At 75.4% G+C, this 14,610-nt stretch carries 16 protein-coding genes; 12 read left to right on the forward strand and 4 right to left on the reverse strand.

Annotated elements, in window-relative coordinates:
- The first annotated feature begins 25 nt into the window (after nucleotides 1-25).
- Nucleotides 26-721 (forward strand): RraA family protein, encoded by a 696-nt coding sequence (locus ACIGW2_RS27040; protein ID WP_399846600.1) that lies wholly within the window; start codon nucleotides 26-28, stop codon nucleotides 719-721.
- A gap of 55 nt (nucleotides 722-776) precedes the next feature.
- On the opposite strand, the gene ACIGW2_RS27045 is transcribed toward ACIGW2_RS27040, so the two are convergent.
- Together ACIGW2_RS27045 and ACIGW2_RS27050 are read right to left on the reverse strand one after the other, a co-directional pair.
- The gene (locus tag ACIGW2_RS27045; RefSeq protein ID WP_361582000.1) at nucleotides 777-1,220 is read right to left on the reverse strand and encodes an OsmC family protein; all 444 of its coding nucleotides are present in this window, start codon (nucleotides 1,218-1,220) and stop codon (nucleotides 777-779) included.
- 60 nt (nucleotides 1,221-1,280) lie between these two features.
- A complete protein-coding gene (locus tag ACIGW2_RS27050) occupies nucleotides 1,281-2,147 on the reverse strand; it encodes a type 1 glutamine amidotransferase (RefSeq protein ID WP_399846602.1) in 867 nt (288 codons plus the stop codon).
- A 199-nt stretch (nucleotides 2,148-2,346) separates the two neighbouring features.
- Between ACIGW2_RS27050 and ACIGW2_RS27055 the strand changes: the two genes are divergently transcribed.
- From ACIGW2_RS27055 to ACIGW2_RS27080, 6 genes are all read left to right on the forward strand, one after another.
- Nucleotides 2,347-2,661, forward strand: a complete 315-nt coding sequence (locus ACIGW2_RS27055) for a hypothetical protein (RefSeq protein ID WP_361581992.1) — start codon at nucleotides 2,347-2,349, stop codon at nucleotides 2,659-2,661.
- Nucleotides 2,662-2,856: 195 nt separating this feature from the next.
- The gene (locus ACIGW2_RS27060) at nucleotides 2,857-5,202 is read left to right on the forward strand and encodes a molybdopterin cofactor-binding domain-containing protein (protein WP_399846604.1); all 2,346 of its coding nucleotides are present in this window, start codon (nucleotides 2,857-2,859) and stop codon (nucleotides 5,200-5,202) included.
- 28 nt (nucleotides 5,203-5,230) lie between these two features.
- Entirely contained in the window at nucleotides 5,231-5,710 is a 480-nt protein-coding gene (locus ACIGW2_RS27065; RefSeq protein ID WP_361581986.1) for a (2Fe-2S)-binding protein, read from the forward strand.
- A 74-nt stretch (nucleotides 5,711-5,784) separates the two neighbouring features.
- Nucleotides 5,785-6,372, forward strand: coding sequence for a dihydrofolate reductase family protein (locus ACIGW2_RS27070; RefSeq protein WP_391655402.1), 588 nt, complete (start codon nucleotides 5,785-5,787; stop codon nucleotides 6,370-6,372).
- 149 nt (nucleotides 6,373-6,521) lie between these two features.
- A complete protein-coding gene (locus ACIGW2_RS27075) occupies nucleotides 6,522-6,956 on the forward strand; it encodes a MarR family transcriptional regulator (RefSeq protein WP_361582169.1) in 435 nt (144 codons plus the stop codon).
- Between the two features lie 77 nt (nucleotides 6,957-7,033).
- Nucleotides 7,034-7,573 (forward strand): hypothetical protein, encoded by a 540-nt coding sequence (locus ACIGW2_RS27080; RefSeq protein ID WP_391655403.1) that lies wholly within the window; start codon nucleotides 7,034-7,036, stop codon nucleotides 7,571-7,573.
- Nucleotides 7,574-7,652: 79 nt separating this feature from the next.
- Here the strand turns inward: ACIGW2_RS27080 and ACIGW2_RS27085 are convergent, their stop codons facing one another.
- Nucleotides 7,653-8,768: an NAD(P)/FAD-dependent oxidoreductase gene (locus ACIGW2_RS27085; RefSeq protein WP_399846607.1), complete on the reverse strand. Its 1,116-nt coding sequence runs from the start codon at nucleotides 8,766-8,768 to the stop codon at nucleotides 7,653-7,655.
- Between the two features lie 221 nt (nucleotides 8,769-8,989).
- Between ACIGW2_RS27085 and ACIGW2_RS27090 the strand changes: the two genes are divergently transcribed.
- Complete coding sequence (locus tag ACIGW2_RS27090) at nucleotides 8,990-9,655, forward strand: maleylpyruvate isomerase N-terminal domain-containing protein (protein WP_391655405.1); 666 nt, start codon at nucleotides 8,990-8,992, stop codon at nucleotides 9,653-9,655.
- A 54-nt stretch (nucleotides 9,656-9,709) separates the two neighbouring features.
- Here the strand turns inward: ACIGW2_RS27090 and ACIGW2_RS27095 are convergent, their stop codons facing one another.
- On the reverse strand, nucleotides 9,710-10,240 hold the full coding sequence (locus tag ACIGW2_RS27095) for a DinB family protein (RefSeq protein ID WP_399846609.1): 531 nt from the start codon (nucleotides 10,238-10,240) through the stop codon (nucleotides 9,710-9,712).
- Nucleotides 10,241-10,395: 155 nt separating this feature from the next.
- Here ACIGW2_RS27095 and ACIGW2_RS27100 point away from each other — a divergent pair, with 155 nt between their 5' ends.
- Genes ACIGW2_RS27100 through ACIGW2_RS27115 form a run of 4 tightly spaced genes read left to right on the forward strand, consistent with a single transcriptional unit; the run spans nucleotide 10,396 to nucleotide 14,602 of the window.
- Nucleotides 10,396-11,421 (forward strand): alpha/beta hydrolase, encoded by a 1,026-nt coding sequence (locus ACIGW2_RS27100; protein WP_399846610.1) that lies wholly within the window; start codon nucleotides 10,396-10,398, stop codon nucleotides 11,419-11,421.
- Nucleotides 11,414-12,580 (forward strand): acyltransferase, encoded by a 1,167-nt coding sequence (locus ACIGW2_RS27105; RefSeq protein ID WP_391655408.1) that lies wholly within the window; start codon nucleotides 11,414-11,416, stop codon nucleotides 12,578-12,580. Before ACIGW2_RS27100 ends, ACIGW2_RS27105 begins: the two co-directional genes overlap by 8 nt.
- The gene (locus ACIGW2_RS27110) at nucleotides 12,573-13,916 is read left to right on the forward strand and encodes a sensor histidine kinase (RefSeq protein WP_391655409.1); all 1,344 of its coding nucleotides are present in this window, start codon (nucleotides 12,573-12,575) and stop codon (nucleotides 13,914-13,916) included. Before ACIGW2_RS27105 ends, ACIGW2_RS27110 begins: the two co-directional genes overlap by 8 nt.
- Nucleotides 13,913-14,602, forward strand: coding sequence for a response regulator (locus ACIGW2_RS27115; RefSeq protein ID WP_399846613.1), 690 nt, complete (start codon nucleotides 13,913-13,915; stop codon nucleotides 14,600-14,602). The genes ACIGW2_RS27110 and ACIGW2_RS27115 overlap by 4 nt, the downstream gene beginning before the upstream one ends.
- Nucleotides 14,603-14,610: the final 8 nt, after the last annotated feature.

Here is a 14,610-nt window from a genome sequence, read left to right on the forward strand (position 1 = left end):
CCGGCCGCCCACGAAGGGAACAGTCATGCCGAAGCGGTTCGCCGAGCTGTCCACACCCCTGATCGCCGACGCCTGCGTACGCCTCGGGGTGCCCCTGCGGGCCGCGCCCGCCGGGGTCGGGCCCGTCGTCCCCGGGCAGCGGCTCGCCGGGCGGGTGCTGCCCGCCCGGCACTACGGCAGCGTGGACGTGTTCCTGGAGGCCTTCACGCTGTACGCCGAGCCCGGCGACGTCCTGGTCGTCGACAACGCGGGGCGCCGCGACGAGGCCTGCGTCGGCGACCTCGCGGTCCTGGAGGCCGCTGCGGCCGGCGTGGCCGGGCTCGTCGTGTGGGGGCTGCACCGCGACACGCCCGACCTGGTGGAGATCGGGCTGCCGGTCTTCTCGTACGGCGCCCACGCGCCCGGACCCGTGCGCCTCGACCCGCGCGGTACGGAGGCGCTGCGCAACGCCCGCGTCGGCGAACACACCGTGGACTCCGGCGACCTGGTGTTCGCCGACGACGACGGCGTGCTGTTCGTGCCCGCCGACCGCGCCGACGAGGTGCTCGGCACCGCCGCGGACATCTTCCGTACGGAACGCGCCCAGGCCCGGCGCATCCGGGCGGGCGAGACCCTGCGCGAACAGACCCGCTTCGCCGAGTACCTGGAGCGCCGCGCGCAGGACCCCTCGTACACCTTCCGGCAGCACCTGCGCCGGGTCGGCGGCGCCATCGAGGAGTGAGCCTGAGCGGTGCGGCCGGACCCGGCACGATCAGGAAGGCCCCGCCGGACGGGTCCTAGCCGGCGCGGAAGCCGATCGAGCCGTCCGGCAGGACCGCCTCCACCTCGGCGCCGTGCTCCACGGTGCGGCTCACCGTGCAGTACTTCTCGTGCGTGAGGCGCACCGCCCGGGCGAACACCTCGGCCGCCCGCGGGTTGGTGTCGGGCAGCTCGAACTCGTAACTGACCCGGATCCGCCCGATCCGGCCGTCGTCCTCCGGGCCGACCCCGCCCTCCACGACGATCCGCAGCTCGTCGTGGTCGACGGCGCGGGCCGTGCGGTCGACGACGAGCCCGCCGCAACCGCCCATCGCCGCGAGCAGCAGCTCCACCGGCGTGAACGACGGCTGGGCCGCGTCGTCGTCGGCCGCGGCGATCCGGACCTCCGCACCGCGGTCGTTGCGGGCGGTCCAGGTGCGGTAGCCGGTGCGGACGGTCTCGATCCGGTACTCGTCGGCCATGGGGCGGGTCCTCCTCGGTGCGGGGCACGGGGTGCGGGCGCGTGTGCCCGCACCATCCCATCACTCCGGGCCGGACGGCGCCGCCACCGGGACACGCGCGGCCCGTACGACGGCCCCCCAGGCCTCGGCCACCGCGCCCCACACCTCCCGCAGCCGCGGTTCGGCCGCCCGGACGGCACCCACGAGAGCCTCCGGGGCGAGACCGGCAGCCAGGACCTGGGCCTCGTCGGCACGGGCCCAGGAAGCGACGGTGCCGGCCAGGACCTCCGGATGGAACTGCACGCCCCAGGCGTGCGGGCCGACCCGGAAGGCCTGGTACGGGCAGTCGTCACCGGCGAGCAGCGGCACCGCGCCGGGCGGCAGGCCGCCGATCTCGTCCCAGTGCCACTGCGCGGCGGGCGCGCCCCCGGGCACGGTGCCGAGCACCGGGTCGCCCTCGACGCCGGGCAGCCGGCGCAGCGGCACGGTGCCCAACTCGGGTCCCTGCGGCCGGCGGACCACCGTGCCGCCGAGCGCGTGGGCCATGATCTGGGCGCCGAGGCAGATCCCGAGGACGGGCGTCGCGGCCGGGCCCGCGACCGCCTCCCGTATCAGCTCCCTGACCCGGGGCAGCCAGGGCGCCGCGGTGTCGTCCTCGCAGTTCGCCGAGCCGCCCAGGACGAGGAGCCCGGCCCAGCCGTCGAGGGAGACGGGCAGCGGCTCGCCGCGCCACGGGTGCACGGTCCGGACGTCGAGCCCGGCCGCCCGCAGCCGCTCGCCGACGAGACCGGGCCCGGCGCCGTCCTCGTGCTGGACGACCAGGACGGAAGGCGCCGCGGACCGAGCCGGCCCCCTGCCCCGCCCCTGCCCCTGCCCCGGTCCCTGTCCCTGGCTGTCCTGGCTGTGGCTCTGGTTCTGGTTCTGGATCTGGATCTGGATCTGGGGCACAGTCGTCCCGCCTCCGCGCAGTGAGAGTGACCGGTGATCGGAGCAGCCTCCAGAGTCCCCGAGTAATCGTTTCCGCGTGGCCGGTTCCGGGGACTTGCCGCGGCCGGCCGGCCGGTGGGGCGGAGGTGAGTACCGGTGCGCGGGCGGATGAGTACGTCGCCCCATGACCGGGGTGTCGTCCCGCTGCTGGACTGGTTCCATGACCGACGACGCCCCGCGCACCGCCCGCCCGCTCCGCACCGTCACCGCCACGGCCACCGCCACCGGTTCGGCCCTCGCCGTGGCGCTGCTGCCGGTCGTCGTCGGCGCGCTGTTCGCCCGCTCCATGGGCGGCGACCCGATGGTGTCCGTGAACGCCCTGATCGCGGGCGGCGGCCAGCGCGCCCGCCTCTCGCGCTCGCAACTGCGGGTGTCCCGGGGGCGCGCCGTCGCCCGGGCGCGGGGCGCCTGGGACCACTCCCCGCTGCGGCCCCGGCGCCGGACCCGGGCGGAGCGCCCCGCGGGCCGCCGGTAGGAACGGGGAGGGGGCGGCCGGGCCGTCGTGGCCCCGGCCGTGTGGGGAGGTGACGGTCCCGCGGTGAAAGTCGCGCCGTTCCGGCCCCGGAGCGGGCCCGAACGGGTGATGATCATCCCGGGCGCCGGACCGTCGCCGTACCACCGGCGTGCGCCCCGCCCGCACCCCCCCGTCCCCGTCGAAAGGCCGCCCCTCATGCCGCAACAGGACCCCGCCCCGCAGCCCCGCGGCCTGGCCCGGCGCAGATTCCTCGGTTACGTGCTGGCCGCGCCGACGCTGACCGTCGCCGCCCGGATCGGCGCCGACGCCCTGGCGCCCGCGCCCGCGGCGGCCGCCGTCCCCGACGCGGCGCCCGCCGTCGTGCCCTCGCTGCCCGGACCGGCCGAGATCCTCGACCTCAACGACCTGCTCACCGCCGCCGCGCTGCCCACCGCGAACCTCATCACCATCCGCCTCGACCCGGACGGCACCGCCCACTTCGCGCTGCCCCGCGCCGAGGTCGGCCAGGGCATCACCACCTCCACCGCGATGATCATCGCCGAGGAGCTGGACCTGCCCCTGGACCGGATCCGGGTCACCCTCGCCGACGCCCGCCCCGAACTGCTCTTCAACCAGCTGACCGGCGGCTCCAACACCACCGTCTCCACCTTCACCCCGGTCCGGGTCGCCGCCGCCGTCGCCCGCGGCCGGCTGCTGCGCGCCGCCGCCCTGGAACTCGGCGAGGCCGTCGCCACCCTCACCGCCAAGGCCGGCGTCATCACCTCGGCCGCCGGCGTCTCCCGCACCTACGGCGAACTCGCCGTCAAGGCCGCGGCCCTGACGGACACGCAGGTCGCCGTCACCCTCAAGGACGCCGCCGACTTCACCGTCATCGGCACCGCCCAGCGGCGCGTGGACGCGCTCGAAGCCGTCACGGGGCGCAAGAAGTTCGCCATGGACGTGCACGTGCCCGGCGCCCTGCCCACCATGGTCTGCCGCCCGCCGACGATCAACGGCACCGTCCGCTCCGTGGCGAACACGGCCGAGGTCGCCGCCATGCCCGGCATCACCGACGTCGCCGTCGTGTCCACCGGAGTCGCCGTCCGCGGCCGCACCTTCGGCCAGTGCATCGACGCCGTCCGCGCCCTGAAGGTCACCTGGGGCCCCGGCACCGCCGAGGGCGCCTCCGACGCCACCGTCCTGGACGAGCTGCGCCGCGCCGAACTCCCCCTCGTCGTCCCGCCGCTCGACCTCCTCACCAAGTCCGTCGACGTCCGCTTCACCTTCGCCTTCGCCAGCAACGGCGCCCTGGAGACCAACTGCGCCGTCGCCGACGTGCGCCCCGACTCGGCCGAGATCTGGGCCAGCCTCAAGTCGCCGATCGTCGCCCAGGAGAAGATCGCACTCCAGCTCGGCCTGCCGGTGAGCGCCGTCACCGTCCACGTCACCGAGGGCGGCGGTTCGTTCGGCCGCAAGCTGTTCCACGACGCCGCCGCCGAGGCCGCCGAGATCTCGAAGGCCATGGGCAAGCCGGTGCGCCTGATGTGGCACCGCACCGACGACTTCCGACAGGGCCGTACGCACCCGATGGCCACCTCCCGGGTGCGCGCCACGTACGCGCTCGGCGAGGTCCTCACGTACGAGCAGCGGCACACCTCCGTCGCCACCGACTTCGGGCACGGCGTCGGCGAGATCATCACCTCGGAGGCGGCCAGGCTGCCGGTCGCGAACCTCACCTTCTCCGAGACCATGTTCCAGCTCACCCAGACCAGCCCCTACCACTTCGGGGTGACCACCCAGCTCCTCAGCGAGGTCGACCACGGCTTCAACACCGGCTCCATGCGCAACATCTACTCGCCCAACGTGCGCACCGCCCAGGAACTGGTCGTCGACGAACTCGCCGCGCGCATGGGCCTCGACCCGCTCGCCTTCCGCCGGCGCTTCCTGAAGGACGAGCGGGCCCGCGCGGTCCTCGACAAGGTCGCCGAAATCGGCCACTGGGGCCGTCCGATGGAGCCCGGCACCGCGCAGGGCATCGCCCTGCACCCCGAGTACCACTCCGTGGTCGCCGTCCTCGCCGAGATCGACTGCCGCCCGGAGACCACCGGCCGCCGCATCCCGAACGCGTACACCGGACCGCGCGTCACCAAGGTCGTCTGCGCCGTCGACGTCGGCCTCGTCGTCAACCCGCGCGGCCTGGAGGCCCAGATGATGGGCGGCATCAGCGACGGCATCGCGCTCACGCTCAGCTCCGGACTGCACCTGAAGGACGGGCACTTCCAGGAGAGCAGCTGGGACAACTACTTCTACACCCGGCAGTGGAACACCCCGCCCGAGCTGCGGATCGTCGTCATGCCCTCGACCGGCGACCGACCGGGCGGGGCCGGCGAACTCGCCGTCGCCGCCTCCGCGGCCGCCGTCGCCTGCGCCTACGGCCGGGCCACCGGCACCATGCCGACCAGCTTCCCGGTCAACCACCGCGAGCCGCTGCCGTTCACCCCGGCGCCCACCGTCCCGCCGATCCCCGCCGCGCCGGCCGACGGCCGCGAGCACACCCTCTGACCGATCCCCACCGACCAACGGAGCCACCGTGCCCCAGCACACCTTCATCCTCAACGGCAGGGCCGTCACCGCCGAGGTCGAGGACGACGTCCGGCTGCTCTGGGTGCTCCGGGACGTCCTCGGCGTCACCGGACCCAAGTACGGCTGCGGGGTCGGCGTCTGCCGGGCCTGCACCAGCCACCTCAACGGGCGGGCCTTCACGCCCTGTTCCGTCCCCGTGAAGGACCTCGCCGCGACGGACGAGGTCACCACCATCGAGGGCCTGCCCGCCACCGTCGGCAAGGAACTGCACCCCATGCAGGAGGCCTGGCTCGACATCGACGTCGCCCAGTGCGGCTACTGCCAGCCGGGCCAGATCATGACCGCCGTCGCCGCCGTCCGGCGCGCCCACGAGGCCGGTCGGGAGATCGACGAGGCCGATCTCGACCAGATCCGCAACATCTGCCGCTGCGGCACCTATAACCGTATCCGTGAGGCCATCAAGGAGGGCGCCCGCCGCATGGCCTGAACCGTGCGCACCCGCCGGCCCGCCGGCGGCCCTCCACCCAGCAGAGCCTCCGCGACCGCAGGGGAGAGCCGCCGGTGCCCGGAAAGATCGTCCAGTTCATCTCCGTCTCGCTCGACGGCCACATCGAGGGCCCCGGCCACGACATCTCCTGGCACCGGGTCGACGAGGAGCTGCACGCCTACTTCAACCAGGAGATCGCCGCCATGGGCCGGCTGCTCAGCGGCCGGCGCACCCACCAGCTGATGGCGGACTTCTGGCCGACCGCCGACGAGGACCCGGACAACCCTCCGGTGATGCGGGAGTTCGCCGGGATCTGGCGCTCCAAGCCCAAGACCGTGTACTCGACCACCCTGGAGCGGGCCGACTGGAACACCACGGTCGTGCCCCGGGTGGACGCCGCCGAGGTCCGCGCGCTCGCGGCGGCCACGGACGGCGACCTCTGCCTCGGTGGCGCGGAGATCGGCGCCGCCTTCCGCGAGCTCGACCTGATCGACGCCTATCACATCTGCGTCCACCCGGTCCTGATCGGCCGCGGCACCCCGCTCTTCCCGCCCACCGACACCACCGCCGACCTCCGGCTCGACCGCACCCGCACCTTCGGCAACGGCGTCGTGCTGCTCCGCTACGAGCGCGACCGCGGCGACCGCCCGACCGTCGGATAGCTCGCGCGGAGAGTTCACGAGTTCGTCCGGCTCGTTCGTGCGGATCCTTCGCGCGGGTAGTTCGTGCAGCGAATTTTCCCTTCCGGAGGCGTCCTGCCGGCATTCCCGTGACGTATTCTGGGCCGATGGGAAAGCCTTCGGACGGGTCGATGGGCGTGGTCGCCGCGCTGGTGCGCTCCTCGTTCCTCGTGAACGCCGTGTACGCGAACGCCAGCCGGGAGTACGGCATCACCCCGCAACAGGGACAGCTGCTGTGCGTCCTGATGCCGCAGCCGTACGGCATGGGCGAGCTCGGCGCCGTCCTCGGCCTCGCCAAGTCGAGCCTGACCGGGCTGGTGGACCGCACCGCGCAGCGCGGGCTCGTGCGGCGCGAGCCCGACCCCGAGGACCGGCGGGCCGTCCGGATCGTGCTCACCGAGGAGGGCGCCCGGATCGCCGGGGCCTTCTACGAGGAGACCTGCCGGCGGGTCGACGCGCTGCCCTCCGGGCTGGACGCCGAGGAGCGCGAGCGGCTCGCCGAGCTGCTCGGCCGGGTCGTCCTGGACAACGAGGTGCCGATGGTCTTCGCCGAGCCCGGCGCCTGACGGAGCCGCCCCGAGCGCACGATCGGCGCCGGCCCCTCCGGTAGGCTCCCGTGCTCCACGATCATGGGGGGACCACCATGCTGCATTCCTCGTTCACGGCGTCGATACGGGGCGGCGCCGTCGCCCTGGTGGCGCTCGCCGCGCTGTGCGTGTCCTGCGGCGCCGATCCCGCGCCGCAGCCGCTGCCCGGAGCGTCCGACGCCGTCGCCACGGTGCCCACCTCCGCCGCCGAGGCGGCCGAGGCCGCGGCGAGCGCGGACGCCGCGGCCGGCGTGACCACCCCGCCCGCCGAGCCGGACCCGACACCGGGGGCGGAGAAGGTGCGGGACGCGTTCGCCGGACTCCAGGCGACCCTGAACGACTCCTGCGCGACGAGCGGCTGCGCGTACTTCCTGGGGCGGGTGCACGACGAACTGCTGCGCCTCGACCGGGCGATGAAGGCGGACCCGAAGGGCCCCGGGCACTTCCCGCAGCCGATCGAGCTCATCGCGCAGCTGGAGGCCGAGCTCGGCGGGGACAGCTCCTTCGAGAACCTGAAGAAGCACGAGACCCTGCTGGTGGGCACCCGCGACAAGATCAACACCTGGATGCAGGGCCACCCGGACGACTACCGCTGACGCGGCAGGGACGGAGACCGGCGGGGCCGGGCCGGGCGTCTCGCCCCGCCCGGCCCCGCCGGTGTCTCCCGTGGTGCGCTCACGCCCGGGCCGGCACCGGCTCGGTGCCGAAGAGCTCCACGAACCGGCCGGTGAAGAGGTCGGCACCCTTGTACGCGGCGACCGTCTCGGCCGGCAGCAGCTGCGGTCCGTCCTCGGACGGCACCTGGCCCACGCCGCCCGTCGGGCCGAGCGGCAGCAGCACCGACGGCACGGGGGAGGGCCGGTAGGTCGCGGCCGGCTCCTCGCCGCGCAGGGCGGCGGCGATGTTCTCGGCGACGACCTGGGCGTGCTGCATCGCGTACCCGGCCATCTTCGCCTCGGCGAGGTCGGTGATGTCGCCCACCGCGTACACCCGGTCCTGGCCGGCCACCCGCAGGTGCTCGTCGACCCGGACCCGGCCCTCCGGGGTGCGGGCCTTCGCGAGCCCGCCGGTCAGGAAGTCGCTCTCGACCCGGCCGCCGTACGCGCGGAACCACAGGTCGGCGATGAGTTCGGTGCCGTCCGTGGTCCGGACGGCGAAGGTCCGCGCCCGGCCGGTCCCGACGGGCGGCTCCTCGGCGAGCGCGGTCCCGAGGCGCAGTTCGACGTCCAGCTCGGCGAGCTGGGCGAGCAGGTCGGCGCGCAGCTCCGGGGCGAAGCCGGGCAGCAGTTCCGGCGCGGGATCGACCAGGACGACCCGCTTCCCGGGCCACACGGCCTTGATCTCGCCGGCCAGCTCCAGGCCGACCGGACCGGCCCCGGCGATCAGGACCCGCTCGGCGGCGGCGAGTTCGGCGTGCGTCGCGCGCAGCCGGGCCAGGGCCTCCTCGGCGGAGTCGACGCCGGACTTGGCGGGCCGGGGATAGCGGGAGCCGGTGGCGAGGACGATGTGGTCGGCCTCGACCAGGGCGCCGGAGGCGAGGGTGACGGCCCCGGCGTCGACGGCGGTGGCGCGCTCGCGGATCACCCGGCCGCGCCGCAGGAGGCGGTCGTAGCGGAAGTGGATGTTCGGCGCCCAGTCGGGCCGCACCAGGGCCCTGAGCGAGCCGGCGGCGTGCTCGAAGGCGTCCTTGGGCTCGACGAGGACGACCTCGGCGTCGGTCTGCTCGTCGAGTGCCTTGGCGACGCTCGCGCCGCCGTAGCCGCCACCGATGACCGCGACGATGTCTGACATGGAGAACTCCTCGGAGAAGACGGAGAGGGACGGAGAAAGACGGGGGATTGTGGGAAGGGCGTGATGAGGACGCCTACCGCTTTAGTTCGTGATGCGAACTGTAGTAGTTCGTGATGCGAACTGTAAAGTGGGATCGCGGTGACATGACCGAAAAGGAGTGGGTGGCCGAAAAGGGGACCCGAACCCGGGGGGCGCCGGGCCGGCGCTGCTACCGTGCGGGCGTGGACCACTTCTCACGCGCGTGGAGCGCGCTGCGCGCGGCCGTCGCCGCGCTCGCCGAAGAGGACTTCGAGCGGCCCTCCGGCTGCACCGGCTGGCTCGTCCGCGACCTGGTGTGCCACCTCGTCATCGACGCCCAGGACGTCCTGATCACCCTCGCCACGCCCGCGGCGCCCGACGCCGCACCCACCTGCGACGCCGCGAGCTACTGGCAGGTCTCCGACCGGCCCCCGACGGGCGACGACCCGCTCGACGCCCTCACCGTCCGGCTGGCCGCCGCCTACCAGGACCCCGGACTCCTCACCTTCCACCTCGACGACGTCGGCTCCGCCGCGGGCCGCGCCGCCGTCCTCGCCGACCCCGCCCTGCGGGTGGAGACCAAGGGTGAGGTCCTCACCGTCGTCGACTACCTCGACGCCTACGTCCTCGAATGGACCCTCCACCACCTGGACCTGATCGCCCATCTGCCCGCCGGCGCGCCCCAGCCGCCCGCCGCCACCCTCGGCGCGGCCCGGGCGCTCCTCGAACGGGTGGCCGGGGCGGAGTTCCCCGCGACGCTGTCCGACACGGCCGCGCTGCTCGCGGGCACGGGCCGGCGCGCCCCGGACGAGACGGAACGGGCCGCGTTCGCCGCGGCCGGGGTGCGGATCCCGCTCTCACTCGGCTGACCCGGCGCGCCGCGCGCGTCCGCCCCCGCGCGCCGGGGCGGCGGCCCCCCCCGCTCAGCCGTCGCCCGTCGCGCCGTCCGTCCGCTCCCGCAGGAAGTCGGCGTGCCCGTTGTGCCGGGCGTACTCCTGGATCATCAGCAGATACACCCAGCGCAGGCTCAACTCCGCCCCGCCCGAGGTCCGGAAGGTCTCGTCCAGACCGCGCCCGGCCACCGCCGCGTCGCAGGCCGCGACTTCCGCCCGGTAGCGGGCGAAGTCGCGCTCCGCGTGGGCCGGATCGACCCCCGCGAGACCCTCGTCACCGTCCGCCGGCCCGGTGAAGACGGCCCCCAGCTCCTCGCCCGCGACGCTCCGCCGGAACCACCACCGCTCCACCTCCGCCATGTGCCGCACCAGGCCGAGGAGACTCAGCGCCGAGGGCCGCACGGCCGGCCGTGCGAGCGGCTCGGACCCGAGCCCGGTGCACTTGGCGAGCAGGGTCTCCCGGTGCCAGGTCAGCCAGCCCTCCAGCATCCGGCGCTCGCCCACCGTGCCCAGACCACCCAGTTTCAGGCTCCGCTCCACCGGCGGCGCAGTCCACGTCATGCCTGCCACCCTGCCCCGTTGATCACCCGTCATACCTGAGAGCCACAACGGAGGTTGGCTCCTGGGCGGGACGCCGACCACAACCGCCGCTTCCTACCTTCCTTCGCAGCGGACCCGATCCGCCCCCCCCGCTCCCGCTACGGAAGGAACCGCCCATGGCGCCGCCCCTCGCCCGGACCACCGGCGACGCCCGCCCCCGCCCCGCCGCCCGCGCCGGCCGGATCCGGCGCGCCCTGTGCGCCGCGCTCGCCACCGCCGCCGTCGCGCTCCCGGTGGTCGGCGCGGCCGGACCCGCCGAGGTGCCGGCCCCCGCCCCTGCGGCCGCACCCTCGCTCACCGCCGACGGCCCCGGCGGCCTCGCCGCCCGGCTCGACGCCCGCTACGCGGACCGGCGCGCCGCCGTCCGGGACGCCGAACGCGCCGCCGGCGCGTACGGGGCCCACGGCAGGGCCGCCGCCCTGCACGCGATGGCCATGCCGGAACGCCGGTTCCTCGCGTTCGACGGACGCGACGGCGGCCGCAGCGAGGAGGTGCTCGGCGACCTCGCCCACGCCGACCGGATCGCCGTGCTCGTCCCCGGCGCCGACACCGGCCTCGACCACTACGCGCGCTTCCGGGCCGGCGCCCTCGCCCTCCACGACGCCCTGCGCCGGGAGAGCGGCGGCGCCCGCACCGCCGTCGTCGCCTGGCTCGGCTACCGCCCGCCCGCCACCGGCGGCGCCGCCTCCCTCACCCCCGGCCGCGCCGAGCAGGCCGCCCCCGCCCTCGCCGCCTCCGTCGCCGCACTGCACCGCATCCGGCCCAGCGCCCGCATCACCCTGCTCTGCCACTCCTACGGCTCCGTCGTCTGCGCCCACGCCGCCGCCGGCACGCCCGCCGCCGCGATCGTCCTCTACGGCAGCCCCGGCACCGGCCACGAGGACGTCGCCGCCCTGCGCACCCGCGCCACCGTCTGGGCCGGACGCGCCGCGGACGACTGGGTCGCCCGGGTGCCGCACGTCCGCGTCCCGCTGCTGCCCGGCACCGAACTCGGCTTCGGCACCGACCCGGTGGACCCCGCCTTCGGCGCCCGCCGCTTCGCCGCCGGGAACGGCGGCCACAGCGCCTACCTCGCCCCCGGCTCCGTACCGCTGCGCAACCTCGCCCGGATCGCCGCCGGACGGGAGCCGGCCGATGCGTGACCTCGCCCGCCGCGTCGACGCCGCCACCCCGCCCGGCCGCGACCGCGCCCTCGACGCGCTGCGCGCCCTCGCCATCCTCGGCGTCGTCCTCGGCCACTGGCTCGTCACCGCCCTGGTCGCCGACAGCGGCAGCCTGCGGGTCGAGAGCCCGCTCGGCCGGATGCCCGGACTCGCCCCGGTCTCCTGGGTGTTCCAGACCCTCGCCGTCTTCTTCCTGGTCGGCGGCCTGGTCGCGGCCCGCGGCCACGCCGCCGCCCGGGCCCGCGGAGAGAGCCACCGCCGGTGGATCACCGCCCGGCTCGCCCGGCTGTTCCGCCCGGTCCCGCCCCTGCTCGCCGTGTGGACGGCGGCCTGTCTCGTCATGCTCGGCTGCGGAGTGCCCTGGCAGACCCTGTGGACGCTGGGGAAACTGGTGCTGTCCCCGCTGTGGTTCCTGCTCGTGCTCGGCGCCCTCACCGCCGCCACCCCGCTGGTCGCCCGCGTCCACCCGCTGTGGCCGCTCGCCGTCGTCCTCCACGTCGACCTGGTCCGCTTCGGCCTCGACGGACCCGACGGGCTCGGCTGGATCAACCTGCCGGCCGGCTGGCTCGTCCCGTACACCCTCGGCGCCCTGCTCGCCCGGCGCGGCACGCCCGCGCACGGCGCCTCCTGGGCCCTGCTCCTCGGCGGCGCCACCGCGACCGGCCTGCTCGTCGCGTTCGCCGGCTACCCCGGCTCCATGGTCGGCGTGCCCGGCGCCCCGGTCTCCAACCTCAACCCGCCCACCCTCGCCGCCGTCACCTTCGGCCTCGCCCAGTGCGGCGCGGCGACCCTGCTCCTCGGCCCGCTCCGCCGCGCCCTGCGCCGGCCCCGGCTCTGGGCCGCCGTCGCCCTGCTCAACCTCGGCGCCCTCACCGTCTTCCTCTGGCACCAGACCGCGATGATCGCCGTCACCACCGGCGGACTGCTCACCGCCCGCCTCCTCGGCCGCCCGCCCCTGCCCGGCCTCCACACGGTCCCCGACCACCCCGCCTGGGCCCTCGCCCGGCTCGGCTGGCTCCCCCTCTTCACCGGCGCGCTGCTGCTCTGCTGCGCCGCCTTCCACACGTACGAACGCACGCGCACGGCCCGCCCCCCGAAGACGCGGCCCGCCGGAAGAACGGAGGCAGGACATGCCTAGGCTGTCGCGGGGAGTCGAACACACCAGCGGGGGGAGCACGGTGACGGACAGCGGGCGATGGCGGACGGCCCTGCGCGCGGTCCCCGGGGTCCTGCGCGCCGACCTGCGGCCCGGGCGCCGCGACCCGCTGCCCCGGCACCGGCATCTGGGCCGGCTCGCGCACGGCCACATCGTGCTCCTCGGCGTCCTCATGGGCATCTGGAACCTCAACAGCTACGCCCGCTTCATGGAACCCGTCCCCGGCGCCGTCTCCTCCGCCGTGCTGCTCCTCGGCGCGGCGCCCGTCCTCGCCCTCGTCCGGCCCGTGGCCGCCTGGTGGCTCTCCACCGCCGTCCTGTGGCTCCTCGCCCTCGTCACCGAGTCCGTCTTCGCCGGGCCGTGGCCCTGGAGCGTCCCCTCCCTCGCCCTGCACGCCCTGGTCCTGCTGCTCCTCGCGCTCCGGGTCCGCCCGCTCGCCGCCGCCACGGCCCTGACGGTCAGCCTGCTCACCGGTGCCGGGGCCCTGCTGCCGCACGCGCCCGTGCCCCACCCGCCCAACCTCGGGCTCGGCGCCGTCTTCCTCACCGCCGCCACCGTCGTCGGCTGCTCCCTGCGCGCCACCCGCGTCTCGCGCACCCGGCTCGTCGAGCAGGAGGTGCTCACCTCCGAGGAACGCGCCCGCCGCGCCCTCCTGGAGGAGCGCGGCCGGATCGCCCGGGAGCTCCACGACGTCGTCGCCCACCACATGTCCGTGATCTCCATCCAGGCCCAGGTCGCCCCGCACCTGGTCGCCGACCCCACCCCGGAGCTGCGCGAAAACCTCGCCGGGATCCGGCAGAACGCCGTGGACGCCCTCACCGAACTGCGCCGGGTGCTCGGCGTGCTGCGCGGCGACGGCACGGCGGGCGACGCCGCCGCCGGCGCACGGCACGCCCCGCAGCCCGACCTCGATCGGCTCGGCGAACTCCTCGCCAACGTACGGGCCGCCGGCCTCGACGCGACCGTCGAGACCCGCGGCGAACGCCGCCCGCTGTCGCCGGGCACCGAGCTGTCGGCGTACCGGATCGTCCAGGAGGCGCTGAGCAACACCATGCGGCACGCGCCCGGCGCCCGCGCCACCGTCCGCACCCACTACCACCGCGAGGGCCTGACCGTGCGGGTCACCAACACCGCGCCCACCCGGTCCCCGGAGGCACCCGCGGCCGGGCCCGGCCGGGAACCCGGGCACGGACTGCTCGGCATGCGCGAGCGCACCGCGATGCTCGGCGGCGAACTGGCCGCCGGCCCCACCCCCGAAGGCGGCTGGGACGTCACCGCCTTCCTGCCCGCACCCCTCGACCCCAAGGACGGTCCATGACCCACGACGGCACCGGAGACATCAGGGTGCTCATCGCCGACGACCAGGTGATGGTCCGGCAGGGCTTCACCGTCCTGCTGAACGCCGAGCCGGGCATCACCGTCGTCGGCCAGGCCGTCGACGGCGCCGACGCGATCGCCCAGGCCGCCGAACTCGCCCCCGACGTCGTCCTGATGGACATCCGGATGCCCGGCACCGGGGGCATCGAGGCCACCCGGGTGCTCACCGCCCCGGCCGACGCCGGAGTCAAGGTGCTCGTGCTCACCACCTTCGACCTCGACGAGTACGTGTACGAGGCGCTGCGCGCCGGCGCCGCCGGATTCCTCCTCAAGGACGCCTCGGCCGAGGAACTCGCCGACGCGGTCCGGGTGGTGGCCCGCGGCGACGCCCTGCTCGCCCCGCACGTCACCAAGCGCCTCATCGCCGAGTTCTCCCGCCTCAGCGCCGCCGTCCCGCGCGCCCCGCTGATGGACCGCCTCGGCGCCCTGACGGAGCGCGAGACCGAGGTCCTCACCCTCATCGCGCACGGCCTGTCCAACGCGGAGATCGCCGCCCGCCTGGTCGTCGCCGAACAGACGGTGAAGACCTACGTCAGCCGCATCCTCACCAAGCTCTCCCTGCGCGACCGCACCCAGGCCGCCGTCCACGCCTACGAGACGGGCCTGGTCCGCCCGGGCGGGCGCTGAGCCCGGAC

Source organism: Streptomyces sp. NPDC053541 (genome assembly GCF_044544705.1).
In the GTDB taxonomy this organism is placed as follows: domain Bacteria; phylum Actinomycetota; class Actinomycetes; order Streptomycetales; family Streptomycetaceae; genus Streptomyces.